Origin of the sequence: Solimonas terrae (assembly GCF_011067135.1) — a bacterium.
Lineage (GTDB): Bacteria > Pseudomonadota > Gammaproteobacteria > Nevskiales > Nevskiaceae > Solimonas > Solimonas terrae.
In genome coordinates, this window is the sequence record NZ_JAAMOW010000001.1 from 500268 (window position 1) to 523174 (window position 22907).

A 22907-nucleotide genomic window follows, 5' to 3' on the forward strand; every position below is an offset into this window, starting at 1 on the left:
GCAAACGCGACATGGCGATCAGCGAGGCGCAGTTCCGCAATCGGGTCGAAGCCTGGCCCGGCGTCACGCTCGACGTGAAGTGGGGCGACCATCTGGTTGCCTCGGTCGACGCGAAGATGTTCGCAATGTTCAACCGCGCCGACAGCGCGCGTGCCGGCCAGCTGCATTTCAAGGTCGAGGACGAGTTGTTTCTGGCGCTGACCGAGCAGCCGGGCATCGCGCCGGCGATGTACCTGGCGCGCGCGAAATGGGTCACGGTCGTCGAGCCGAAGCGCTATCCGATGAGCTGGTACGGCGAACGCCTGCGCGGCGCCTACGAGATCATCGCCGGCAAATTGTCGAAAAAGCGCCAGCGTGAACTCGGCCTGACAAGTTGAGGTGAGCGAGCTCCTGCCGACATTGGCGGCACTGTGCGGCTTCGCGTTCCTGGCCGGCTTCGTCGATTCGGTGGTCGGCGGCGGCGGCCTGGTGCAAGTGCCGGCGCTGTTCGTGCTGCTGCCGGATACCGCGCCGGTCACGATCCTCGGCACCAACAAGCTCGTCAGCAGTTGCGGCACGGCAGCCGCTGCGGTGCAGTACTCGCGGCGCGTCTCGATCGAATGGCGCGCCACGCTGCCGACGATCGGCGCGGCGTTGCTGTTCGGCTTCATCGGCGCCCGCACGGCCGCGCAGATTCCGAGCGACTGGTTCCGCCCCCTGGTCGTCGCCCTCCTGCTCGGCGTGCTCGCATACACGCTGTGGAAGAAAGATCTCGGCGCGCTGCACGCACCGCGCCTGAGCCGCGAACACACATTCTGGTTCGGCCTCGCGACCGGCAGCGCCGTCGGCTTCTACGACGGCTTCTTCGGTCCCGGCACTGGCTCCTTTCTGATCTTCGCGTTCGTCGGCCTGTTCGGTTTCAGCTTTCTCGCAGCGTCGGCGTCCGCGAAGCTGATCAACCTGACGACCAATCTCGCCGCCCTCGCCTACTTCGTCACGCATGCTTTCGTGCGCTATGAAATTGCCCTGCCGATGGCGATTTTCAACATCGCCGGCAGCCTGGTCGGTTCGCGGCTCGCGATCCGGCGGGGCAGCGGTTTCGTGCGGGCGCTGTTCATCGCCATCGTCAGCCTGCTGATTGCGCGCCTGCTATGGGACATCGTGCGGCCCGGCTGAGCGGTATTCAGGCGCGATCGGCGGGAAACGCCATGACCTCGTCGATACACGACTTGCCAAGCAACATCATCAACAGGCGCTCGACGCCGATCGCGACGCCGGCGCAGGCCGGCAAACCCGACTGCAGCGCGGCGATCAGTTCGCGATCATGGGGCGGCACGACGCGGCCACGCTGCCGGCGCCAGACCTGATCGGCCTCGAAGCGGTTCCGCTGCTCGACGGCGTCGGTCAATTCGTGAAAACCGTTGGCGAGTTCGATGCCGTGCCAGAACAGTTCGAAGCGTTCGGCGACCGGTGGCAGCTCGTCGCGCACGCGCGCCAGTGCGGCCTGCGAAGCCGGGAAGTCGTACAGAAATGCCGGGGCGCCCCGCCCGAGCTGCGGGCCGACGACATGCGACATCCACAGGTCCAGCCAGAAGTCGCGATCGGCGCCTTCGTCGGCCGACAAGTCGTCCGGTCCGGCGACGCCGCGCTCGCGCAGACGCGCGCGCAGAGCGGACGCATCGAGCGTGTGCGGATCAAAGCCGGCATGGAGTTCGAAGGCCTCGCGGTAGCTGAAACGGCGCCAGCCGGACTCCGGCGCATCGCAACTGCGCAGCAGTGATTCGACTTCGTCCATCAAGCGTCGATGATCGAATCCCGGACGGTACCACTCCAGCATCGTGAATTCGCAATTGTGATGACGGCCCTGCTCGTCGAGCCGGAACACCGGTGCGAGCTGCCAGATCGGTCCGCTGCCGGCGGCCAGCAGCCGTTTCATCGCAAATTCCGGCGAGGTCTGCAGCCAGCGACCGTCGACGGTCGCGAAGCTGTCGATATGCCGATCGACCGTCGCGTGGCGCGACAGTACCGGCGTCGTTACCTCCAGCACCTCGCGTTCGGCGAAGAATTGGCGAATCCTTGCCAGCAGCGCAGCGCGCGCGCGCAAAGTATCGAAGCTTGCGGTCGGCTTCCAGTTCATCGATGCGTTCATGTCGTGAAAATAACAAAGGCCGCACGAGGCGGCCTTTGTCCGGACCCGCGTCGGAACGCGGGCGATCGATATCGACTACTTGCCGGCGCGGTTCAGATACTCGCCGGTACGGGTATCCACCTTGATCTTCTCGCCTTCGGTGACGAACAGCGGCACCTTGACCACGGCGCCGGTTTCGAGCTTGGCCGGCTTGGTGCCGCCGGTCGCGGTGTCGCCGCGCAGTCCGGGATCGGTCTCGGTGATCGTCAGCTCGACCGTATTCGGCGCCGCGACGCTCAGCGGCACGCCGTTCCAGAGCGTGACGCGAACGGTCTCCTCGCCCTTGAGCCACTGCGCGGCATCGGCCATCGCCGCTTCGCCGGCCTGGATCTGTTCGTAGCTGCTCGGATCCATCAGGGTCCAGAACTGGCCGTCGTTGTACAGGTACTGCATATCGGTGTCTTCCACGTCGGCCGCTTCCCAGCTGTCGCCCGAACGCAGGGTCTTTTCCAGCACGCGGCCGGTCTTGAGGTTGCGGATCTTGATCGAGTTGGTCGCCTGCCCTTTGCCCGGCTTGCGATACTCGTTCTCGATCACGGAATACGGCTCGCCGTCGATCAGGACCTTGGTCCCGGATTTCATTTCATTGGTGCTGACAGACGCCATAACGGTCTCGCAGAAGGTCGGTTCAAATGGATGACTGGACTGAAGATTCCAGTTGCCGCGCCTTGAAGCAGCGGCGAAAATTGGCCGCGAATGATACCGCCCCAACCCCAAAACGGCCAGAGAGCCCCACTCTGGCAGCACGAGCTGCGCAAGGCCTTCAGCCGGCCGCTGGATCTGCTCGCCTATCTCGAACTCGATCCGACCACCGCCGGCCTGGACGCCGGGTCGTTGCGCGATTTTCCGCTGCGGGTCCCGCGCGGTTTTGCCGCCCGCATGCGCAAGGGCGACGCGCACGATCCGCTGTTCCTGCAGGTCTGGCCGTCGGCGCAGGAGCGCGCGGCGACGCCAGGTTATGTCGTCGATGCAGTCGGCGATCTGCAGCGCGTCCGAGAAGCGGGGCTGATCCACAAATACCAGGGTCGTGTCCTGCTGGTCGCAACCGGGGCCTGCGCGGTTCACTGCCGCTACTGTTTCCGGCGCCACTTCCCGTATTCGGAGCAGCTCGCCGCGCGCGATCGCTGGTCGCCGGCACTGTCCGACATTGCCGGCGACGCCAGCATCGAGGAAGTGATCCTGTCCGGTGGCGACCCCTTGTCATTGTCCGATGACAAGCTGGCGGAACTGGTGGCCGCGCTCGACGCCATCCCCCATCTGAAACGGCTGCGCCTCCACACGCGCCAGCCGATCGTGCTGCCGGAACGGATCGACGAACGCCTGCTGGCCTGGCTCGACCGCACGCGCCTGCAAACCGTATTCGTGCTGCATGCCAATCACGCCGCCGAGCTGGACGAACAGGTCCGCACCGCCCTGCTGCCGCTGCGCCAGCGTGGCATCATGCTGCTCAACCAGTCGGTCCTGCTGCGCGGCATCAACGATGACGCGCAGACGCTGGCCAGGCTGTCGGAACGGCTGTTTGCCTGCGGCATCCTGCCCTACTACCTGCATCTGCTGGATCGTGTGCAGGGCGCCGCGCATTTCGACCTGCCGGAGGACGAGGCGCAAGCCCTGATGCGCGTGCTATCGTCGCGTCTGCCCGGCTACCTGCTGCCGAAGCTGGTCCGGGAGGTTGCCGGGGCACCGGCCAAGACCTGGATCGCGTGGGAACGGTCCGCGCCGTCGTCATGAACCGGCGGACACCAGGCGCAACGACAGACGACAATGGAGGACCTGTGCCGGAACTGCCATCGCAATATCATGACGCCGGGTTTGCCGCCGCCGGTCGCCGATGCGGCCACGTCTGTTCCATGAACAAGGTTTCCGGCAGATGAACGGAGCATCCTGATGGCATCTGTTGCCGTAGCCTCGCAAATGCCGAACGAAGCCACCTTGATCACCCCCGCCGCCAATCAGGCGGCCGGTCATGTGGTGCTGGTTGTCGCCGACTCGGAAAGCATCACCAAACGCATTGAAAGCTATCTGCGCAACGCCGGCCATCCGGTCCGCACGGCGTGGGTGAACGACATCGAGGATGTCGAGGAAGCCCTGCGCCGCGGCGCACCTGACCTGGTCCTGTGCGCCGACAATCTGCCGGCCGCACCGCTGCGCGACGTCATCGATCTGTGCAAGCGGCTCGCCAAGGATCTGCCCGTCGTCCTCCTGAGCCCCCGCTTCGTGCCGGAAGACACCGTGTCCGCGATGGCCGGCGGCGCACGCGATCATGTCTCCTACGACGACCTGCGACACATGCGCCATCTGGAGCTGGTCGCCCTGCGCGAGTTCTCCGTGCACCAGCATCTGCGCGAGTTGCGTGCCACGCAGAAGCGTCTCGAGATCTTCGAATCGCGGCACCAGGAACTGATCAGCGGCACCAATGATGCCGTCGCGCACATCCAGGAAGGCATCCTGTCCGACGCCAACCCTGCGTTCGCGCATCTGCTCGGTTACGAGGATGCCGGTCCGCTGGTCGGCGTGCCGCTGATGGATCTGGTCGGGTCCGACTTCGTGCCCAAGGTCAAGGAGCAGCTCAAGCTGCTGCTGCGCGGCAAGACCGACAAGCGTGCCCTCGACTGCTGTCTGGTACATCAGGACGGACGGCCGGTCGCGATCAGTGCACGCCTGACGGTCACCGAAGTCGAAGGCGAACAGCTGATTGAAATGCTGATCCGCGCCGAGGCCGCGCAGGCGGCGCCTGCCAGCGGTTCCGCGGCACCCAGCGGCCGGCTGCAGTTCTTCGAAAGCCTGGGCGCGGCAATTGCCGGCGCCAGCCAGCAGAAGCAGCAGCGCACCGCCTTGCTGCTGGCGGTCGATGCCTATGCCGCACTCGAGGAACGGCTCGGCCTGCACGATGCCGAACAGGCTGTCCTGGAATTGTTGAAGTGGGCGCAGGAACGACTCCAGCCCGGCGACCAGATCTTCCGTTTTTCGACGCACGAACTGGCGGTGCTGGCGACGTTCAAGGACGGCGGCAGCGTGCAGAGCTGGGGCGAGGCCATCGTTGACGAGGCGCGCAAGCAGATCTTCAGTACCGCCGGCCATGAGGCACAGCTGAGCCTGACCGTCACGGCCTATCCATTCAGCGGCAGCGAACAGACGAGCGCAATTGTCGCCGAGCTCAGCAGCACCGCACGCCAGCTGTCGGCCAAGGGCGGCAAGCAGTTCGCCAATCTGGGCGCGACCGCCGAAACCTCGCTGCAGGAACGCGAAGACCAGCGGCGCGCGGAGATGGTCCGCAAGGCCATCGACGACAACCGACTGAAGCTCGCCTACCAGTCGATTGCCAGCCTCGAAGGCGATTCACGGCAGCACTTCGACGTGCTGCTGCGCATGATCGACGAGGAAGGCCACGAACAGCACGCATCCGAATTCCTGCGCGCCGCGGAAAAGGCCGGTCTGATGTGCGCGATCGATCGCTGGGTCACGGCGCGCGCCTTGAAGATGCAGGCCAAGCGCGACGGCGCGCAGCAGGCCTCGAGCCTGTTCGTCAAACTCTCGGAAGACACTCTCAAGGACAGCGAGAATTTCGTCGCCTGGCTGCAGGAACAGCTCAAGGCACGGCCGCTGCGCCCGGGCGAGATCGTCTTCGAAGCGCAGGAGCGCATCCTGCAGAATCATATTCGCAAGGCCAAGCTGCTGACCAAGAGCCTGGTCGATCTCGGCGCACAGGTGGCGATCGAGCACTTCGGCATCGGCTCGAACTCGGCGCAGATGATCGAGCACATTCCTGCGCAATTCGTGAAATTCCATCAGTCGTTCGCCAAGGACTTCGCGATCAAGGAAACCCAGAAGCACATGTCGTCGCTGATGGAAGTGGCCAAGCAACGCAACATCAAGGTGATCGTCAGCCACATCGAAGACGCCAACGTCATGGCGCGCCTCTGGCAGATGGGCGTCAACTTCATCCAGGGCTACCACGTGCAGGAGCCCGAGGTCGTGCTGCTGTCGGCGGAAGTCGGCACGCGCTGAGAACAGGGCGGCGGCGCGTGAAGCCGCAAGCGACTCGCCGCTTCGCCGTCGTGAAACATCCGGCGGGCGCTCGATGAGCCAGCTTGCCAACCTGGTCGTTGCGGCCGGCATGGTCGCCACCGCAACCGTGGTCCTGCGTCGACGACTGCGCGACGCGCCTTGGTGGCGCGCCTGTCTGACGCCCCTGGCGTCGATCATCGGCAGCGGCTTTCTGGTCCTTGCACCGATCCTGATGCGCGAGTTCGGGCGGGCGGCGCCGCTGGTGATGCTGGCGCTGTGCATCGTCGCCTACGGCTTCGGCGCCGTCATGCGCTACAACATCGCGCACTTCGAATCGCAGCCTTGCCCGCCGCGCATCGTGCGCGGCTTCGAGTCGCTGTCGAGCTGGGCGCTGTGCTTCGCCTATGTCATCTCGGTCTGCTACTACCTGAAACTGTTCGGTGCGTTCGCGATGGCCCTGACACCATGGCCCGGCGAAGCGAGCGGCCGCGTCGTCAGTACCGCGGTGCTGATCACGATCGGCGCGGTCGGCTGGCGCGGCGGCCTGCGCCGGCTCGAACACCTGGAAACGATCGCGGTCAGCTTCAAACTGATCGTGATCGGCGGCCTGCTCTGCGGTCTGGCACTGCACGCCGGCCAGACCGTACCGAAAACCGGCCTGGTCAGCGACGCCGCGCATTTCGATCGCTGGTCGCAACTGGCACTCGCCTTCGGGCTGATCATCACCGTCCAGGGCTTCGAGACGTCCCGCTACCTCGGCGCCGCCTACGATGCGCCGACGCGCATCCGCACGATGCGCTACGCACAGTGGATTTCGACACTGATCTACGTCGCCTATGTGGGTTTCGCCGCGGCGAGCATTCCGGCCGCCAATCTCGGCCACTCGGAAACGGCGGTCATCGACATGAGCGCTGTGGTGTCGAACTGGCTGCCTTCGCTGCTGGTCGCCGCCGCGCTGGCCGCCCAGTTCAGTGCCGCCGTCGCCGACGCGCTCGGTTGTGGCGGCCTCGCCGAAGAGATCAGCGGTCGACGCCTGCAGGACCGCATGGTCTATGTGCTGATCGCGGCCGCCGGCATCGCCCTGACCTGGGCCGTCGATGTTTTCGGCATCATCGCCTGGGCGTCACGCGCGTTCGCGCTCTACTACGCCCTGCAATCGGGGCTGGCCGCCCGCCTGGCCTGGAATGCCGGGACCACGGGCGAACGCTGGCGCAGCGTCGGCTTCTGCGCACTGGGCAGTCTGGGGGCACTGATCGTCCTCAGCGGGCAGCCGGCCGAATGAGCCTCGCCCGCGGCTGAACGAAAAAGGCGGCCCGTGGGCCGCCCTTTCCAACATCGTCAATCGCCCGGTCGATCGCTCAGGCCGTCTGTGCCTGCTGCAGCGCCGCGATGCGGACCTCCAGCGGCGGATGCGAAGCAAACAGCCTGGCGAGCTGACCGCCGGTAATGCCCATCGCCGTCATGTTCTGCGGCAGCGACGATTCACCGTGCGCGGCCTGCAGGCGCTGCAGGGCGGCAATCATCTTGCGCTTGCCGGCCAGATGCGCACCACCGGCGTCGGCGCGGAACTCACGCCGGCGCGAGAACCAGGCGACGATCATGCTGGCGAGAATGCCGAACACGAGTTGCAGGATCATCACCGTGAAGAAGTAGCCGATGCCCGGGCCACGATCGTCGGCACCGCGACGAAACACGGCCTGGTCGATGGCATAGCCGATCACGCGCGCGAGGAACATCACGAAGGTATTGAGCACGCCCTGGATCAGCGTCAGGGTCACCATGTCGCCGTTGGCGATGTGACTCATCTCGTGGCCGAGCACGGCTTCGACCTCGTCCTGACTCATGCTGTGCAGCAAGCCGGTCGACACGGCCACCAGCGAATTGTTGCGGCTCATGCCGGTGGCAAACGCATTGGGTTCCGGCGCATCGAAGATCGCGACCTCCGGCATGCCAACGCCGGCCGCGCGCGCCTGTCGTTCGACGGTCTGCAGCAGCCACATTTCCGAAGAGCTGCGCGGTTCCTTGAGCACCCTGGCGCCGGTCGTCCACTTGGCGATCGGCTTGGACAAGGCCAGCGAAATGAAGGCACCGCCCATGCCGAACACGAAACAGAACACCAGCAACGCGGAGTAGTTCAGGCCATTGGCCATCAGCCAGTGGTTGACGCCGAGCAGCGAGGTGACAACGCTGAGGATCAGAACGATCGCAAGGTTGGTTGCGAGAAACAGCAGGACGCGTTTCATGGACGTACGATTTGCCTTTTCGGTCGGGACTCAGCTCAGACAGCTGGGGACGGCCCTGGTTCTTTCAAGGCCGTACCGAAGTCATTTTCCTTCCGGATAAACGCTGTCGACGCGCTGGAACCCGCGCGGCAGATGGCTGCCGCGGCTGGCACGCGAGCCGACGTAGTGCGCCAGGTCGGCCGCCTTCAGCGTCAGCGTGCGCTTGCCGCAGACCAGCGTCAGGCTGGCGTCAGCCGGCAGTACGCAGGACGCCAGAATCCGGTCCTCGCCTTTCAAGGCCACCAGCTTGTTGCCCTTGCCTTTCGCCAGCTCCGGCAGCTCGGCGAGCGGGAACACGAGCAGGCGACCTTCGGCGGTGATCAGTGCGTAGCGATCATTGCCGACATCGCCGACGCGCGCCGGCACCAGCACGTTTGCCGTCGCCCCGACATTGATCACGGCCTTGCCGGCCTTCTGACGCGATTCCAGGTCGCCGAGCCGGGCGACGAAGCCGTAGCCCTCGTCGCTGCCGAGCACCAGACGTTCGCTGGGCTCGCCCATCATCACGCCGGTGATGCGGCCGCCATCCTGGATGTCGAGGCGCGTCGTGACCGGCTCGCCCTGCGAGCGCGCCGACGGCAGCTCGCGCGGATTGAGGGTGTAACAACGCCCCTTGTGATCGAGCAGCACCAGGAGCTGGTTGGTCTTGCCCTGCACCGCAAAACCGAATTCGTCGCCCGACTTGTAGCTCAGCGCGGTCGGGTCGAGTTCGTGGCCCTTGCCGGCGCGAATCCAGCCCGCCTTCGAGAGCACCACGGTGACCGGTTCCGCCGGCAGGATTTCGGTGGCCTCCATGGCTGCTGCCGGTGGTCGGGCATTGATCGCGCAGCGACGCTCGTCGCCGTACTTCTTCGCGTCTTCCTTGAGTTCCTCGCCGATCAGTTTCTTCATCTTGTCGTCGTCGCCGAGCAGCTCATCCAGCCGCGCGGCTTCGGCCGCGAGCTCTTCCTGCTCGCCCCTGATCTTCATTTCCTCGAGCTTCTGCAAGTGCCGCAGTTTGAGGTCGAGGATCCATTCGGCCTGCGCATCGGACAACGCGAAGGTGCTGATCAGCTTGGCCTTGGGATCATCTTCGAAGCGGATGATGCGAATCACCTCGTCGATGTTGAGGTAGGCGATCAACAGACCTTCGAGGATATGCAGGCGCTCGTTGACCTTGGCGAGCCGATGATTGACGCGCCTGGTGACCGTCGCAAAGCGATAGTCCAGCCATTCGCCGAGAATCTCCTTGAGATTCTTCACGCGCGGCCGGCCATCGAGGCCGATCATGTTGAGATTGACGCGGTAGCTGCGCTCGAGATCGGTGGTCGCGAACAGATGTGCCATCAGCGCGTCGGCATCGACGCGATTCGAGCGCGGCACGATCACCAGCCGCGTCGGGTTCTCGTGGTCGGATTCGTCGCGCAGATCCTCGACCAGCGGCAGCTTCTTTGCGCGCATCTGCTCGGCGATCTGCTCGAGGATTTTCGCCGGCGATACCTGATGCGCAAGATGCGTGACGATGATGTTGCCATCCTCGTCCCGTTCCCAGCGCGCGCGCGCGCGAACCTGGCCATAGCCGGTCTGGTAGATCTTCAGCAGATCGTGCGGCTCGGACACGATCTCGCAGCCGGTCGGATAGTCCGGCGCGGGCACGAACTCGCAAAGCTTTTCGATGTGTGCATTCGGGTGCTTGAGCAGATGCAGACAGGCCGCGACCAGCTCGCGCAGATTGTGAGGCGGCACGTCGGTTGCCATGCCGACCGCGATGCCGGTGGTGCCGTTGACGAGGATGTTCGGCAGACGGGCTGGCAGCAGGCGCGGCTCGTCGCGCGAACCGTCGAAGGTCGGCAGCCAGTCGACCGTGCCCAGACCCACTTCGGCGAGCAAGGTCTGCGCATACGGCGTCAGCCGCGACTCGGTATAGCGATAGGCGGCGAAGGACTTCGGATCGTCCTGCGAACCCCAGTTGCCCTGACCGTCGACCAGCGGATAGCGATACGAAAACGGCTGTGCCATCGTCACCATCGCCTCGTAGCAGGCGCTGTCGCCATGCGGATGGTATTTGCCGATCACGTCGCCGACCGTCAGCGCCGACTTGCGCGGCTTGGACGCGGCATTGATGCCGAGTTCCGACATCGCGTAGATGATGCGTCGCTGCACCGGCTTGAGGCCGTCGGCGACATGCGGCAGCGCGCGGTCGAGCACGACATACATCGAGTAGTCGAGATAGGCCTTCTCGGCGAACACGCGCAGTGGCACGCGCTCGCTGTCGAGATTTTCGGTCGGGCCGTTTTGCGTCGGTGTGTCGGTCATGGATTTCCTGCCAATGTTCGTCCGGGCCTGCGCCCGGTCATGAATTCAGATATTCGGCGTTCTCGGCATCGGCGTAAGTGCGGATCGCCGCGACGAACGCCTGACCGTATTGTTCGAGCTTGCGCACGCCGACGCCGGTGATCTCGGCGAAAGCATCGAGAGTGCGCGGCTGGCGTTCGGCCATCTCGCGCAGACTGGCGTCGTTGAACACCACATAAGGCGGCACATTCTGCGCGTCGGCGAGCTGTTTGCGCAGCGTTCGCAGCTGGCCGAACAGCGATTGGTCTCCGGGCCGCAGGCCGGCGCGCTCGGCACGCTTCTTCGCCTTGCGCATCGCCGCGGTCTCGCGCTTCGGCGGCGGCACGACCAGCACGCTCCGTTCACCCTTGAGTACCTCGCGACTGGCAGCCGCGAGCTTGAGTACCGGATAACCGTCGCTGGTTTCGTCGAGCAGGCCCTGATGCAACAGTGTGCGCACCAGCGTCCTCCATTCGTCGAGCGAACGTGCCTTGCCGATGCCGTAGGTCGACAATTGCTGATGGCCGCGGTCGATCAGTTTCTGGGCTTCGGAGCCGCGCAGGATATCGATGACATGGGCGCTACCGAAACGCTCGCCGCGCTGCGCGAGTCGCGCGACGCAGGACAGGAGCTGCTGCGCCTCCAGCGTCCAGTCCTCGGTGACCTTCGTTTCCAGGCAGTTGTCGCAGGCGCCGCAGTTGTCCTCGAAGACTTCGCCGAAATAGCGCAACTGGATCGCGCGACGACATTCGCCGGACTCGGCGTAGTCGACGACCTGGCGCAACTGCTGGCGCGCCAGCCGCTGCTCCTGCTCCAGCGGCAGATTCGTTTCCGGATGGGTCTTCTGGCCGATCAGGAATTCCGCCGTGCGAATGTCGCCGAGCCCGAAGAACAGGATACAGCGCGAGGCCTCGCCGTCACGGCCGGCGCGGCCGGCTTCCTGGTAATAGCCTTCCATGGTGCGCGGCAGATCGTAGTGCGCGACCCAGCGCACATCCGGCTTGTTGATGCCCATGCCGAATGCGACGGTGGCGACGATCACCTGCGCATCATCGCGTATGAAGCGCTCCTGATTGTCGCGCCGTGTATCGGCGTCGAGGCCGGCGTGATAGGGCGCGACGCGAACATCGTCGGCGGCCAGCTTCGCGGCAATCTCGTCGACGCGTTTGCGCGACAGGCAGTAGACGATCCCGGCCCCGCCTTCGCGCGCCAGCGCCAGCAACTGCGCGTAGGTCTGCTGGGTCTTCGGCCGTACCGCGTAATACAGGTTCGGGCGATTGAAACTGGCAATGTGGACAGACGCATCCTGCAGCCGCAGCTGCGCGACGATGTCGCCGCGCACGCGCGCCGTTGCGGTCGCCGTAAACGCCCAGAAAGGTATCCGGGCCGGCACGTCGGCAAACTGTTCGCGCAGGCTGCCGAGCTGGCGATACTCGGGGCGAAAATCATGCCCCCATTCGGACACGCAGTGCGCTTCGTCAACCGTGATCGCGGAAATGCCCGGGTCTTGCGCCAGACGTGCCAGCAGGCCGTCGCGAAACTCCGGCAGCAGCAGCCGCTCGGGCGCCAGGTACAGCAGGCGGTACTCGCCGCGCAGCAATGCCGCGCTGCGCGCCGACGCTTCGGCCGCACTCAATGACGAGTTCAGGAATGTCGCGGCAATGCCCATCTCGCCGAGCAGGCGCACCTGATCCTGCATCAGCGCGATCAGCGGCGAGACGACGATCATCAGGCCGGGCTTGAGCAGGGCCGGCAACTGGAAGCACAAGGACTTGCCACCACCGGTCGGCATGATCGCCAGCAGATCCCGACCTGCCAGCGCGTCGCGCACGACGGCCTCCTGACCCGGCCGGAAGTGATCGAAGCCGAACCAGCGCTTGAGGGCCTCCCTCAGATCGAGAGCCTGCGCCTTATCGTGCCCCATCATCCATTGCCTGAAGCTCGTGAAGTTTTCGTCGCGAGCGACGGCAGGTCGCGTTTTGCCCGAGCACAGCAACCGCAGCGTACTGAAGTACGTGAGGGTGAGGGCTGGTTCGGGCCAAGCAACGCTTCGGCAAGCCCGAACGAGCACCGCCAGAACGCGAGATGTCGAGCGCAGCAGGAAAATTCATGAGCTTTCAAACCTCGGCGCGATTGCCCTCGCGCTCCAGCCATTCCTTGCGATCGCCGGAACGCTTCTTCGCGAGCAGCATGTCCATCAGCAGATCGGCGGCGTTGATCTGATCGGGAATGTCGTCGTCGAGCGTCAGCTGCACGAGGCGCCGCGTGTCGCGCGCCATCGTCGTTTCGCGCAGCTGCAGCGGATTCATCTCGCCCAGACCCTTGAAGCGCGTGACCTGCGGCTTGGCGCGGCTGCCTTCGGCGATCAGGCGATCGAGGATGCCGTTCTTCTCGGCTTCGTCGAGTGCGTAGAACACCTGCTTGCCGGCGTCGATGCGGAACAGCGGCGGCATCGCGATGAAGATGTTGCCGGCGGCCACCAAAGGTCGGAAATGCTTGAGGAACAACGCGCACAGCAGCGTCGCGATATGCAGGCCGTCGGAATCGGCGTCGGCCAGTACGCAAACCTTGCCGTAGCGCAGGCTGGCGATCTCGGCACTGCCCGGATCGACGCCGATCGCCACCGAGATGTCGTGGATTTCCTGCGAGCCGAGCGCCTCGTTGGCGTCGACTTCCCAGCTGTTGAGGATCTTGCCGCGCAGCGGCATCACCGCCTGGTATTCGCGATCGCGCGCCTGCTTGGCCGAGCCGCCGGCCGAATCGCCTTCGACCAGAAACAATTCGGTGAGCTTGGCATCGCTGGACACGCAATCGGCGAGCTTGCCGGGCAGCGCCGGGCCACTGGTCACTTTCTTGCGGACCACCTGCTTGGCGAGCTTGAGCCGCGCATTGGCATTGGCGATCACCAGCTGTGCGATCTGCTCGCCGGCCTCGGTGTGCTGGTTCAGCCACAGGCTGAACGAGTCGTGCACGACACCCTGCACGAACGCGGCTGTCTCGCGCGACGACAGGCGCTCCTTGGTCTGGCCGGCGAACTGCGGATCCTGCATCTTGACGCTGAGCACGTAGGCGCAGCCATTCCAGACATCTTCCGGCGTCAGCTTCATGCCGCGTGGCAGCAGATTGCGGAATTCGCAGAATTCGCGAATCGCTTCGGTCAGGCCGGTGCGCAAGCCATTGACGTGCGTGCCGCCCTGCGCGGTGGGAATCAGGTTGACGTAGCTCTCGGCGACCGGCTCCAGGCGGCCGCCGTCGGCATTGAGCCAGACCAGCGCCCACTCGGCTTCCTCGCGCGTCGCCCGGAACTGGCCGACGAAGGGTTCGGCCGGCAAGGTTTCGGCGCCCTGCAGCGCATCCTTCAGATAATCCGTCAGGCCGTTTTCGTACTGCCACACGATCTCCTCACCATGAGCCTTGTCGAGCAAGGTCACGCGCAGGTTCGGGCACAGCACGGCCTTGGCACGCAGCACCTGCTTGAGGCGCGGCATCGAGAACTTCGGCGAGTCGAAATACCTGGGATCCGCCCAGAAGCGCACGGTCGTGCCGCGCTTGTTCTTCGCCACCGGGCCGACCGGCTTCAGCGGCTGCGTGACCTCGCCATTCTGGAACTCGATCAGATGTTCGGTGCCGTCGCGGAATACGCGGACTTCGAGCTTGCTCGACAGCGCGTTGACGACAGAGACGCCGACGCCGTGCAGGCCGCCCGAGAACTGATACTGCTTGTTCGAGAACTTGGCGCCGGAGTGCAGCTTGGTCAGGATCAGCTCGACGCCGGTGACCTTGTGCACCGGATGAATGTCGACCGGCATGCCGCGACCGTCGTCGCCGACTTCGAGCGAACCGTCTTCGTGAACCGTGACCAGAATGTTCTTGCAGTGACCGGCGAGCGCCTCGTCGACCGCGTTGTCGATCACTTCCTGCGCGAGATGATTCGGCCGGGTAGTGTCGGTATACATGCCCGGGCGCTTGCGCACCGGGTCGAGGCCCTGAAGAACTTCAATTGCTTCAGCGCTGTAGGAACTATTGTTTGAGTTTGCTGCCATCGTCGGGGTCGCTCTGCGGACGCGCGAAGGTAGCCAATGCATCGCCTGTCGGCAAGATTGCCGACAGCGCCGGATTCAGGCACGCAGGCGCGTGCCTTTGAATCGGCCACCGCGGATCAATCCTCGAGCAGGGTCGCACCCGCCAGATACAGGGCCAGCAGCGGCGCCAGCAGGCTCAACAGCGACCCCGGCGTCGGTTGCGCCAGAACCAGCGAAAAGTGCTCGACCGTGCGATCGGCCATACCGGCCAGTGGCGTCTGCAGCAGCCCGACGAGATACAACAGACCGGAGCCGAGCGCGGCGACAATGACCAGCCCGCTCAGGCCCTCCAGCCAGCGACGCCGAGGCGGCGGCAGTGCTTGCAGGACACGGGCGCTGAAACCCGCGTCGTCGAGATACGGCATCCGTTCGGCATCGTCGTGCAGCAGGCTCTGCAGCCATACCGCATCGGCAGCGTCGTCGTGAAGATCGGATTCGATGCGGCGGTTCATGGTGCAAGCTCCCAGGCCTGCAGACAGGCCTTGAGTTTCTGCTTGCCGCGCGCGATGTGCGACTTCAGCGTGCCGATCGGGCAGCGCAGCGCGGCGGCGGCTTCTTCGTGACTCATGTCGAGATGGTAGCACTGCAACAGCGCCGCTCTTTCCGCCGGCGAGAGCACGGCGAACGCGCGTGCCATATCGAGCTGCAGATCGGCATCCGGCACTTCGTCATCGACCGCATCGGCCGCGATCGCGGGGATTTCATCGAGCGACAACTCGATGCGGCGTGCGCGCAGATACTGCAGATACGCGTTGGTGGCGATGCGGTGCAGCCATGTCGAGAATTGCGCATCCGCCCGAAACTGGCCGAGCTTGCGCCAGGCCTGCAGGAAGGTTTCCTGCGCGAGGTCGTCGGCAAGGGCGTGCTGGCCGGCGGTCAATCGGCGCAGCAGATTGCGCACCGGCGACTGGTGGCGGCGCACGAGCGCGGCAAATGCCTGGCGATCGTCACCCGCGAGCACACGGGCGATCAGCACAGCGTCGGCAGGATCGGCGGAACTCGACAAGTGCGTGTCCGGCTAGCGGTCCTGCGGCTGCCTGCGGTCTTCGATCGCCCAGGCCACCAACCGCGCGACGCCGACGAATATCGGAATCAGCGCATAGGGCCAGGCGTGATTGCCGGTCAGGTAGAAGGCCAGGGTCAGCGCCACACCGACCGACAGCATGACGAGGCCGCGATTGAGGTTCGAGCGCCGGCACGACATGGCCTGGAACAACTCCGGCGGGATCGGCTGTCCCGCGGCGGCGAGCTTGGCAATGATCTCGTTCTGCAGACGCTGACGGCGCAGGCGGAAGATCATCACGGTGATGACGATCACCGCCGGCAGTGCGAACGCCATGATGATGGTGGTCAGACCGGTGATGTCCAGATGATGCGCATCGAGCGAATCGAGGCCGTCGACCTGAAAGCTGGCGGCGGCGGTGGAAAGCAGGTTCAGCATGGCAGTGGCTCCTTGAAACGTCCCGTGACGATCGGATTGACGATCGGCTCATGGACTTGGATGCGGCGACCACCCGTTTTGGATGCACGCGCCGGCGATTACACTACGCGCCCCAGCCGACGACCCGCCATGTCCCCGAAAAACCCGGTTGCCAAGCCCGATCCGAGCACGCCCTCGGCCGCAGATGCGGTCGGCCAGTTCGAAGACGCGATGAAGGAGCTTGAAACCATCGTCCAGTCGCTCGAACGCGGCGAGCTGCGGCTCGACGAGTCGCTGCGGCTGTTCGAGCGCGGTGTTGCGCTCGCGCGTCAGTGCCGCGGCTCGCTCGAAGGCGCCGAGCTGAAGGTCCACGAACTGCTGGCGACGGACGACGAGGACGACGCGGCGTGATGCCGCCATTTGCCGAGCGGGTCGACACCTACCAGCAACGCCTGCGCGCGAGTTTCGAGCGCTGGCTGCCGTCGGCGACCACCTACCCCGCCCGCCTCCACGAAGCGCTGCGCTATGCCTGCGACGGCGGCAAGCACCTGCGCCCGCTGCTGGTCTATGCCGCCGGCGAGGTGCTCGGTCTGCCGGCGCGGCGGCTCGACGCGGCGGCCTGCGCGGTCGAGATGATTCACGTCTATTCGCTGGTGCACGACGATCTGCCGGCGATGGACGACGACGATCTGCGCCGCGGGCGGCCGACCACGCACAGGGCCTTCGACGAAGCGACCGCGATTCTGGTCGGCGACGCACTGCAGGCGCTGGCGTTTCACGTCCTGGCCGCCGATCACGACTCGGGCCTCGACGCGAGTCGGCGTTTGCAGATGGTCGAACGCCTCGCCCAGGCGGCAGGCTCGCGCGGCATGGTCGGCGGCCAGGCCGTCGATCTCGCGGCCGAGGGCCAGCAGCTGACACTGGCCGAACTCGAAGCCCTGCACATTCACAAGACCGGCGCGATGATCCGCGCCTGCCTGCAGCTGGCCTGCCTCGCGGCGCCCGATCTGCCGGCCGAGCAGGCCGAGGCGCTCGATCACTACGGCAAGACCATCGGCCTGGCCTTCCAGATCCAGGACGACGTGCTCGACATCGAATCCAGTTCGGCAGCGCTCGGCAAGACCGCCGGCAAGGACGAGGCGCATCTGAAATCCACGTACCCGTCGGTGATGGGCCTGCCGGCCGCCAAGCTGCGGGCCGCCGAACTGTTCGCTTCGGCACGGGATGTGCTCGGCCCGTTCAATGACGCTGCAGAGCCGCTGTTGTGGCTGACGCGCCATATCGAAGGTCGCGACCACTGAGCCACAGTGCCGCCATGCACTGGTTCGGGGCGCGGCATTTCGCCGATAATCCCGGTTTAATCATTCCCTTGGTGCCGATGGCACCGGACATTTCATGACCGATATCCCCGGTTACGCCCTGCTCGGGCGGATCCAGACGCCGGATGACCTGCGCAAGCTGCCTGTCGGCGAATTGCCGGGTCTCGCCGTCGAAATGCGCCGCTATCTGATCGAAACCCTGGGCCGCATCGGCGGCCACTTCGCCGCGAATCTCGGCACCGTCGAGCTGTCACTGGCGTTGCACCACTGCTTCGAGACGCCGCGCGACCGCATCGTCTGGGACGTCGGTCATCAGGCCTATCCGCACAAGATTCTCACCGGCCGTCGTGCGCAGCTGGAGACGATCCGTCGGCTCGGGGGTCTGGCGCCGTTCTGCCTGCGGGCGGAAAGCGAATACGACAGCTTCGGCGTCGGGCATTCGTCGACATCGATCTCCGCCGCCGCCGGCATGGCGGCCGGTGCGCGCGTCAAGGGCGAGCCGCGACGCGTCGTCGCCGTCATCGGCGATGGCGGCATGACGGCCGGCATGGCGTTCGAAGCGCTCAATCACGCCGGCCACCTCGGCCTCGACATGCTCGTCATCTACAACGACAACGACATGTCGATCTCGGAAAACGTCGGCGCATTGCGCGACCATTCCGCGCGCCTGATGCAGAAGCTCGGGCTGAATACGCCGCACGCCGCGCGCGCGCCGCAGGCCGAACACAACGAGGCGCACCTCGATCACCCGGGGGCGATGTTCGAAACCTTCGGCTTCCGTTATTCCGGCCCGATCGACGGCCACGATCTGCCGGTGCTGATGGCGGAATTCGACCGCCTGAAGGACAGCAAGGGGCCGCAGCTGTTGCATGTGGTGACGACCAAGGGCAAGGGCTTCGAGCCGGCCGAGGCCGATCCGATCAAGTATCACGGCATCACCCAGTTCGACCCGGTCACCGGCGCGTTTCCCGCCAAGAAAGGCGGTGGCGCGCCAAGCTACACGCAGGTGTTCGGTGACTGGCTGTGTCGCGCCGCCGAACACGATCCGCTGATCGTCGGCATCACGCCGGCGATGCGTGAAGGTTCCGGCCTGGTCGAATTCTCGAAGCGCTTCCCCGATCGCTATTTCGATGTCGGCATTGCCGAACAGCATGCCGTCACGCTCGCCGCCGGCCTTGCCTGCGAAGGCCTGAAGCCGGTCTGCGCGATCTACTCGACCTTCCTGCAGCGCGGTTACGACCAGCTCATCCACGACGTCGCGATCCAGAACCTGCCGGTCGTGTTCGCGATCGATCGCGGCGGCCTGGTCGGCGCCGACGGCGCAACGCATCACGGCGCTTTCGATCTTTCGTATCTGCGCTGCATTCCGAACATGGTGGTGATGGCGCCATCCGACGAAAACGAATGCCGGCGCATGCTCGCCACCGGCGTCTCGCTGAACCAGCCCAGCGCCGTGCGCTATCCGCGCGGCAACGGCAACGGGCTGGCCGCCGAGCTCGATCCCAAACCGCTGCCGGTCGGGCGTGGTCGCATCGTTCGCGAAGCGCATGGCCGGCGGCGTCCGCGCGTCGCGATCCTCGCATTCGGGGCGATGGTGCAGCCGGCGATCGAAGCCGCCGAAATTCTCGACGCCGTGGTCGCCGACATGCGTTTCGTCAAGCCGCTGGACGCCGAGCTGATTCTCGATCTGGCCAATGAAAACGATCTGCTGGTGACGATCGAGGACAATGCCCGCCTCGGCGGCGCCGGCTCCGGCGTCAACGAAGTGCTGGTCGCCCAGCATCACACGGTCCCGGTGCTCAACCTTGGCCTGCCCGACCAGTTCGTCGAGCACGGCACGCGCGAGGAACTGCTTGCCCAGGTCGGCCTCGATACCGCCGGCATCCTGCGCGCGATCCAGAAACGCCTGCGCAGCCGCGATCTCGACGTATCGGCGCGCACCACCAATCGCGGTGCCTGAGAGCCACCGGCGATGATCTAGCCGCCGGCCGCGCCTTCAAACCAGGCCAGCTTGTCGCGCAGCTTCACGACTTCGCCGACGATCAGCAGGGTCGGCCCCTTGATGTTCGCCTCGATCACGCGCTGCGGCAGATCGTCGAGCGTGGCGCCGAGCACCCGCTGTCGCACCGACGTGCCGTCCTCGATCACGGCAGCCGGCCAATCGCGCGGCAGGCCGTGTTCGATCAGCGCCGTGCAGATCTGCGGCAGCGTCTGCAGGCCCATGTAGAACACCACGGTCTGGCCGCGTCGCGCGAGCTGGTCCCAGTGCAGTTCCAGCTGGCCGTCCTTGCGCGCATGACCGGTAACGAACACGCAGGCCTGCGCATAGTCGCGATGCGTCAGCGGAATGCCGGCGTAGGCGGCACAACCGCTCGCCGCGGTGACGCCCGGCACGACCTGGAACCTCACGCCGTGGGCCATCAAGGTTTCGATCTCTTCGCCGCCGCGGCCGAAAATGAAAGGGTCTCCGCCTTTCAGACGCAAGACGCGCTTGCCCGCCTGCGCGTGACGGACCAGCTCCTGATTGATCTCGTCCTGCGGCACCGCGTGGTCGCTGCGCGCCTTGCCGACGTAGAGCCGCTCGGCGTCGCGCCGCACCAGTTCCATGATCGCCGGCGACACCAGACGGTCGTAGAGCACGACATCGCACTGCTGCATCAAGCGCAACGCACGAAATGTCAGCAGATCCGGATCGCCGGGCCCGGCGCCGACCAGATAGACCTCGCCGCGTTGCGGCCCGTTCACCAGCAAGCCGGCCAGTGCCTGTGCTGCCGCGGCGTCGTCGCCACGCAATGCCGCTTCGGCGCCCGGGCCATCGATGAAGCGCTCCCAGATCGCCCGCGGCGAAACGCCGGCTTGCGCTTTCACCTGCTCGCGCAAACGATGCATGAATGCCGCCAGTCGCCCGTACGCGGCCGGCAACATGGCCTCGATGCGCTCGCGCACGCGGCGCGCCAGGACCGGCGCCGCCGCGCCGCTGGAAATCGCGACCAGCATCGGACTGCGATCGACGATGGCCGGCACGATGAAACTGCTGCGCTCGGCGTCGTCGACGACGTTGACGGGAATATTGGCGGTATGCGCCGCGGCCGCGATCCTTGCGTTGAGCACGGCGTCGTCGGTGGCCGCCACGATCAGGCGCTGCCGGTCGACGAGATCGGACGAGAACTCCGCGGCAAGGTGCGTGGCGGCGTTGTCATCCACCGCGGCACGAACTTCATCGTTCAACTCGCGCGCGACGATTTGCACGCGGGCACCGGCGCGCCGCAGCAGGCGCAGCTTGCGCGCGGCCACGTCGCCGGCGCCGACCAGCAACACCGGCTCATCACGCAGGCGCAGGAACAGCGGAAAGTAAGGCCACTCGCTCGTCATGACGCGCAGTTCAGCACGAACATCGCTCAGGACGCGAGCGCCCAGGCCTTGGCCGCCATCGTCACGCCGATGAAGACCAGGAAGCCGGCCACCAGTCGCTTGAGCAGACGCGGCGACAGGCGAAAGCCGAGACGGGTCCCGGCCCAGATGCCGGGCAAGGCGCCGATCAGCAACAGGATCAGCATGCGGTAGTCCACGGAGCCGATCCCGGCGTGGCCGAGACCGGCGATGCCGGTGATCAGCACCGCGTGCGCGAGATCGGAGCCGACCAGGGTCAGCGGTTTCTGCCGCGGATACAGCAGCAGCAGGATCATCATGCCGATCACACCGGCACCGACCGACGAGATCGTCACCAGCGTGCCGATCAGCAAGCCGGCCAGTACCGTCAACGGCCGCTGGATGCGATCGAGCAGATCGTCGCCGACATGCAAGCCGCGACGCGCCAGCAGGCGGCCGATCGGCTCCTGCAGCAGAGTGAAAGTCGCGGTCACGATGATCGCGATCGACAGGACCATCTGGATCAGGTGATCGAGATGGGGCCCGGTCTCGAGCCGGCGCAGGACCAGCAGGGTCACGACCGTCGCCGGCAGACTGCCCGCCGACAGCCACGCGACCAGCGGCCAGTCGACGCTGCCGTTGCGTCCGTGCAGGGTCACGCCGAATGCCTTGCTGATGCTGGCGTAAAGAAGGTCGGTGCCGACGGCAATGGCAGGTTTGACGCCGCAGAACAGGATGAGAATCGGCGTCATCAGTGATCCGCCGCCGACGCCGGTAGCGCCGACCGCGGTGCCGACGACGAGTCCCGCCACGATGAAGCCAAGCTCTTGCATGTTCAGGGTCTGGGTGAGTAGCCGGGAACTGCCCGCACGAAGGGGCAGCGCACTATACTTTTATTCTATCTGCGCATATGGAATGACCATGAAGCTGCGCCAACTGCATTACATCCACGAGATCAGCAAGCGCGGGCTCAATGTCACCGCCGCCGCCGAAGCCCTGTTCACCTCGCAGCCCGGGGTCAGCAAGCAGATCCGTCTGCTCGAGGAAGAACTCGGCGTCGACATCTTCGTGCGCAACGGCAAGCACCTGTCCGAGATCACGCCGGCCGGACAGCGCATTCTCGACTGCACCCAGCGCCTGCTCGGCGAGGTCGAGAACATCAAGCGTGTCGCCGAAGAGTTTCATGACGCCGACCGTGGCGATCTCGCGATCGCGACCACGCACACGCAGGCGCGTTATGCACTGCCGCCGGTGATTCACGCATTCCGGCAGCGTTATGCCAATGTCAGCCTGCATCTGCATCAGGGCTCACCGCCGCAGATCGCGCGCATGGCGGCGGAAGGCCAGACCGATTTCGCGATCGCGACCGAGGCCATGCATCACTTCGAAAACCTCGTCATGCTGCCGTGCTATCACTGGAACCGATCCGTGCTGGTGCGACCGGATCATCCGCTCGCCGTCAAATCGACGCTGTCGCTCGAGGACATCGCCGCCTATCCCATCGTCACCTACACCTTCGGCTTCACCGGCCGCTCCAAACTCGACCAGGCGTTCGCCGCGCATGGCCTGAAAGCCAATGTCGTGCTGACCGCCGTCGACGCCGACGTCATCAAGACCTATGTGCGGCTCGGGATGGGTATCGGCATCGTCGCCAGCATGGCTTATGACCACGATGCCGACGATGATCTGGTCCGTCTGCCGGCCGATCACCTGTTCGAAGGCAGCGTCACCCACATCGGTTTTCGCCGCAGCCTGTTCCTGCGTGGCTACATGTACGAATTCCTGCGCCTGTTCGCCCCGCATCTGACGCCGGACATCGTCGACGGAATTGCGGCGATCGCCGAGCCTGAGCAACGCCAGAAGCAGGCGCTAGCCTTGATCAGCGAGCTTCCGGAAGCAAAATAATCATTCGGCATGAGCTTAGAACCGGCGAAACGCTTCATTGCG

General features: G+C 65.4%; 20 protein-coding genes. 9 read left to right on the forward strand and 11 right to left on the reverse strand.

Features of this window, described 5'->3' with window-relative positions:
• The first annotated feature begins 11 nt into the window (after window positions 1–11).
• Both G7Y85_RS02275 and G7Y85_RS02280 read left to right on the forward strand, forming a co-directional pair.
• Window positions 12–377 carry an MmcQ/YjbR family DNA-binding protein gene (locus G7Y85_RS02275; protein ID WP_166251107.1) on the forward strand — a complete coding sequence of 122 codons (366 nt, stop codon included), beginning with the start codon at window positions 12–14 and terminating at the stop codon, window positions 375–377.
• Window position 378: 1 nt separating this feature from the next.
• Window positions 379–1155 (forward strand): sulfite exporter TauE/SafE family protein, encoded by a 777-nt coding sequence (locus G7Y85_RS02280; RefSeq protein WP_366514907.1) that lies wholly within the window; start codon window positions 379–381, stop codon window positions 1153–1155.
• A gap of 7 nt (window positions 1156–1162) precedes the next feature.
• Here the strand turns inward: G7Y85_RS02280 and epmA are convergent, their stop codons facing one another.
• Window positions 1163–2116, reverse strand: coding sequence for an EF-P lysine aminoacylase EpmA (gene epmA, locus G7Y85_RS02285; protein WP_241695916.1), 954 nt, complete (start codon window positions 2114–2116; stop codon window positions 1163–1165).
• Between the two features lie 87 nt (window positions 2117–2203).
• Window positions 2204–2773 carry an elongation factor P gene (gene efp, locus G7Y85_RS02290; RefSeq protein ID WP_166251111.1) on the reverse strand — a complete coding sequence of 190 codons (570 nt, stop codon included), beginning with the start codon at window positions 2771–2773 and terminating at the stop codon, window positions 2204–2206.
• Between the two features lie 90 nt (window positions 2774–2863).
• Between efp and epmB the strand changes: the two genes are divergently transcribed.
• The 3 genes from epmB to G7Y85_RS02305 all read left to right on the forward strand — a co-directional run bounded on the left by epmB (window position 2864) and on the right by G7Y85_RS02305 (window position 7457).
• Window positions 2864–3898 carry an EF-P beta-lysylation protein EpmB gene (gene epmB / locus G7Y85_RS02295; protein WP_166251113.1) on the forward strand — a complete coding sequence of 345 codons (1035 nt, stop codon included), beginning with the start codon at window positions 2864–2866 and terminating at the stop codon, window positions 3896–3898.
• Between the two features lie 156 nt (window positions 3899–4054).
• The gene (locus G7Y85_RS02300; RefSeq protein ID WP_166251115.1) at window positions 4055–6175 is read left to right on the forward strand and encodes an EAL domain-containing response regulator; all 2121 of its coding nucleotides are present in this window, start codon (window positions 4055–4057) and stop codon (window positions 6173–6175) included.
• 73 nt (window positions 6176–6248) lie between these two features.
• Window positions 6249–7457 (forward strand): Aq_097 family APC-type transporter, encoded by a 1209-nt coding sequence (locus G7Y85_RS02305; protein ID WP_166251117.1) that lies wholly within the window; start codon window positions 6249–6251, stop codon window positions 7455–7457.
• Between the two features lie 76 nt (window positions 7458–7533).
• Here G7Y85_RS02305 and htpX read toward each other — a convergent pair whose 3' ends face one another.
• From htpX to G7Y85_RS02340, 7 genes are all read right to left on the reverse strand, one after another.
• Entirely contained in the window at window positions 7534–8418 is an 885-nt protein-coding gene (htpX, locus tag G7Y85_RS02310; protein ID WP_166251119.1) for a protease HtpX, read from the reverse strand.
• An 81-nt stretch (window positions 8419–8499) separates the two neighbouring features.
• A complete protein-coding gene (gene parC / locus G7Y85_RS02315) occupies window positions 8500–10752 on the reverse strand; it encodes a DNA topoisomerase IV subunit A (RefSeq protein ID WP_166251121.1) in 2253 nt (750 codons plus the stop codon).
• Between the two features lie 37 nt (window positions 10753–10789).
• Window positions 10790–12694, reverse strand: coding sequence for a DNA helicase RecQ (gene recQ / locus G7Y85_RS02320; protein WP_241695917.1), 1905 nt, complete (start codon window positions 12692–12694; stop codon window positions 10790–10792).
• Window positions 12695–12887: 193 nt separating this feature from the next.
• Window positions 12888–14813 carry a DNA topoisomerase IV subunit B gene (parE, locus tag G7Y85_RS02325; RefSeq protein ID WP_166251125.1) on the reverse strand — a complete coding sequence of 642 codons (1926 nt, stop codon included), beginning with the start codon at window positions 14811–14813 and terminating at the stop codon, window positions 12888–12890.
• Between the two features lie 116 nt (window positions 14814–14929).
• Window positions 14930–15304 carry a hypothetical protein gene (locus G7Y85_RS02330; protein WP_166251127.1) on the reverse strand — a complete coding sequence of 125 codons (375 nt, stop codon included), beginning with the start codon at window positions 15302–15304 and terminating at the stop codon, window positions 14930–14932.
• A complete protein-coding gene (locus tag G7Y85_RS02335; RefSeq protein ID WP_166251129.1) occupies window positions 15301–15858 on the reverse strand; it encodes an RNA polymerase sigma factor in 558 nt (185 codons plus the stop codon). The genes G7Y85_RS02330 and G7Y85_RS02335 overlap by 4 nt, the downstream gene beginning before the upstream one ends.
• Before the next feature lie 12 nt (window positions 15859–15870).
• The gene (locus G7Y85_RS02340) at window positions 15871–16293 is read right to left on the reverse strand and encodes a DUF6249 domain-containing protein (protein ID WP_166251131.1); all 423 of its coding nucleotides are present in this window, start codon (window positions 16291–16293) and stop codon (window positions 15871–15873) included.
• 129 nt (window positions 16294–16422) lie between these two features.
• On the opposite strand from G7Y85_RS02340, the gene G7Y85_RS02345 reads away from it, so the two are divergent.
• The 3 genes from G7Y85_RS02345 to dxs all read left to right on the forward strand — a co-directional run bounded on the left by G7Y85_RS02345 (window position 16423) and on the right by dxs (window position 19551).
• A complete protein-coding gene (locus G7Y85_RS02345; protein ID WP_166251133.1) occupies window positions 16423–16683 on the forward strand; it encodes an exodeoxyribonuclease VII small subunit in 261 nt (86 codons plus the stop codon).
• Entirely contained in the window at window positions 16683–17573 is an 891-nt protein-coding gene (locus G7Y85_RS02350; protein ID WP_166251856.1) for a polyprenyl synthetase family protein, read from the forward strand. The genes G7Y85_RS02345 and G7Y85_RS02350 overlap by 1 nt, the downstream gene beginning before the upstream one ends.
• Window positions 17574–17667: 94 nt before the next feature.
• Window positions 17668–19551 (forward strand): 1-deoxy-D-xylulose-5-phosphate synthase, encoded by a 1884-nt coding sequence (gene dxs / locus G7Y85_RS02355; protein ID WP_166251135.1) that lies wholly within the window; start codon window positions 17668–17670, stop codon window positions 19549–19551.
• Window positions 19552–19568: 17 nt separating this feature from the next.
• Here dxs and cysG read toward each other — a convergent pair whose 3' ends face one another.
• Together cysG and G7Y85_RS02365 are read right to left on the reverse strand one after the other, a co-directional pair.
• Window positions 19569–20963 (reverse strand): siroheme synthase CysG, encoded by a 1395-nt coding sequence (gene cysG / locus G7Y85_RS02360; RefSeq protein WP_166251137.1) that lies wholly within the window; start codon window positions 20961–20963, stop codon window positions 19569–19571.
• 26 nt (window positions 20964–20989) lie between these two features.
• Window positions 20990–21793, reverse strand: a complete 804-nt coding sequence (locus G7Y85_RS02365) for a sulfite exporter TauE/SafE family protein (protein ID WP_166251139.1) — start codon at window positions 21791–21793, stop codon at window positions 20990–20992.
• An 88-nt stretch (window positions 21794–21881) separates the two neighbouring features.
• On the opposite strand from G7Y85_RS02365, the gene cysB reads away from it, so the two are divergent.
• Window positions 21882–22865: an HTH-type transcriptional regulator CysB gene (gene cysB, locus G7Y85_RS02370; protein WP_166251142.1), complete on the forward strand. Its 984-nt coding sequence runs from the start codon at window positions 21882–21884 to the stop codon at window positions 22863–22865.
• The last annotated feature ends 42 nt before the right edge of the window (window positions 22866–22907 follow it).

Coding starts and splice junctions, on each gene's coding strand:
- G7Y85_RS02275 (WP_166251107.1), top strand. CDS start 12: ATGGCGATCAGCGAGGCGCAGTTCCGCAATCGGGTCGAAGCCTGGCCC.
- epmA (WP_241695916.1), bottom strand. CDS start 2,116: ATGAACTGGAAGCCGACCGCAAGCTTCGATACTTTGCGCGCGCGCGCT.
- efp (WP_166251111.1), bottom strand. CDS start 2,773: ATGGCGTCTGTCAGCACCAATGAAATGAAATCCGGGACCAAGGTCCTG.
- epmB (WP_166251113.1), top strand. CDS start 2,864: ATGATACCGCCCCAACCCCAAAACGGCCAGAGAGCCCCACTCTGGCAG.
- G7Y85_RS02300 (WP_166251115.1), top strand. CDS start 4,055: ATGGCATCTGTTGCCGTAGCCTCGCAAATGCCGAACGAAGCCACCTTG.
- G7Y85_RS02305 (WP_166251117.1), top strand. CDS start 6,249: ATGAGCCAGCTTGCCAACCTGGTCGTTGCGGCCGGCATGGTCGCCACC.
- htpX (WP_166251119.1), bottom strand. CDS start 8,418: ATGAAACGCGTCCTGCTGTTTCTCGCAACCAACCTTGCGATCGTTCTG.
- parC (WP_166251121.1), bottom strand. CDS start 10,752: ATGACCGACACACCGACGCAAAACGGCCCGACCGAAAATCTCGACAGC.
- recQ (WP_241695917.1), bottom strand. CDS start 12,694: ATGGGGCACGATAAGGCGCAGGCTCTCGATCTGAGGGAGGCCCTCAAG.
- parE (WP_166251125.1), bottom strand. CDS start 14,813: ATGGCAGCAAACTCAAACAATAGTTCCTACAGCGCTGAAGCAATTGAA.
- G7Y85_RS02330 (WP_166251127.1), bottom strand. CDS start 15,304: ATGAACCGCCGCATCGAATCCGATCTTCACGACGACGCTGCCGATGCG.
- G7Y85_RS02340 (WP_166251131.1), bottom strand. CDS start 16,293: ATGCTGAACCTGCTTTCCACCGCCGCCGCCAGCTTTCAGGTCGACGGC.
- G7Y85_RS02345 (WP_166251133.1), top strand. CDS start 16,423: ATGTCCCCGAAAAACCCGGTTGCCAAGCCCGATCCGAGCACGCCCTCG.
- G7Y85_RS02350 (WP_166251856.1), top strand. CDS start 16,683: ATGCCGCCATTTGCCGAGCGGGTCGACACCTACCAGCAACGCCTGCGC.
- dxs (WP_166251135.1), top strand. CDS start 17,668: ATGACCGATATCCCCGGTTACGCCCTGCTCGGGCGGATCCAGACGCCG.
- cysG (WP_166251137.1), bottom strand. CDS start 20,963: ATGACGAGCGAGTGGCCTTACTTTCCGCTGTTCCTGCGCCTGCGTGAT.
- G7Y85_RS02365 (WP_166251139.1), bottom strand. CDS start 21,793: ATGCAAGAGCTTGGCTTCATCGTGGCGGGACTCGTCGTCGGCACCGCG.
- cysB (WP_166251142.1), top strand. CDS start 21,882: ATGAAGCTGCGCCAACTGCATTACATCCACGAGATCAGCAAGCGCGGG.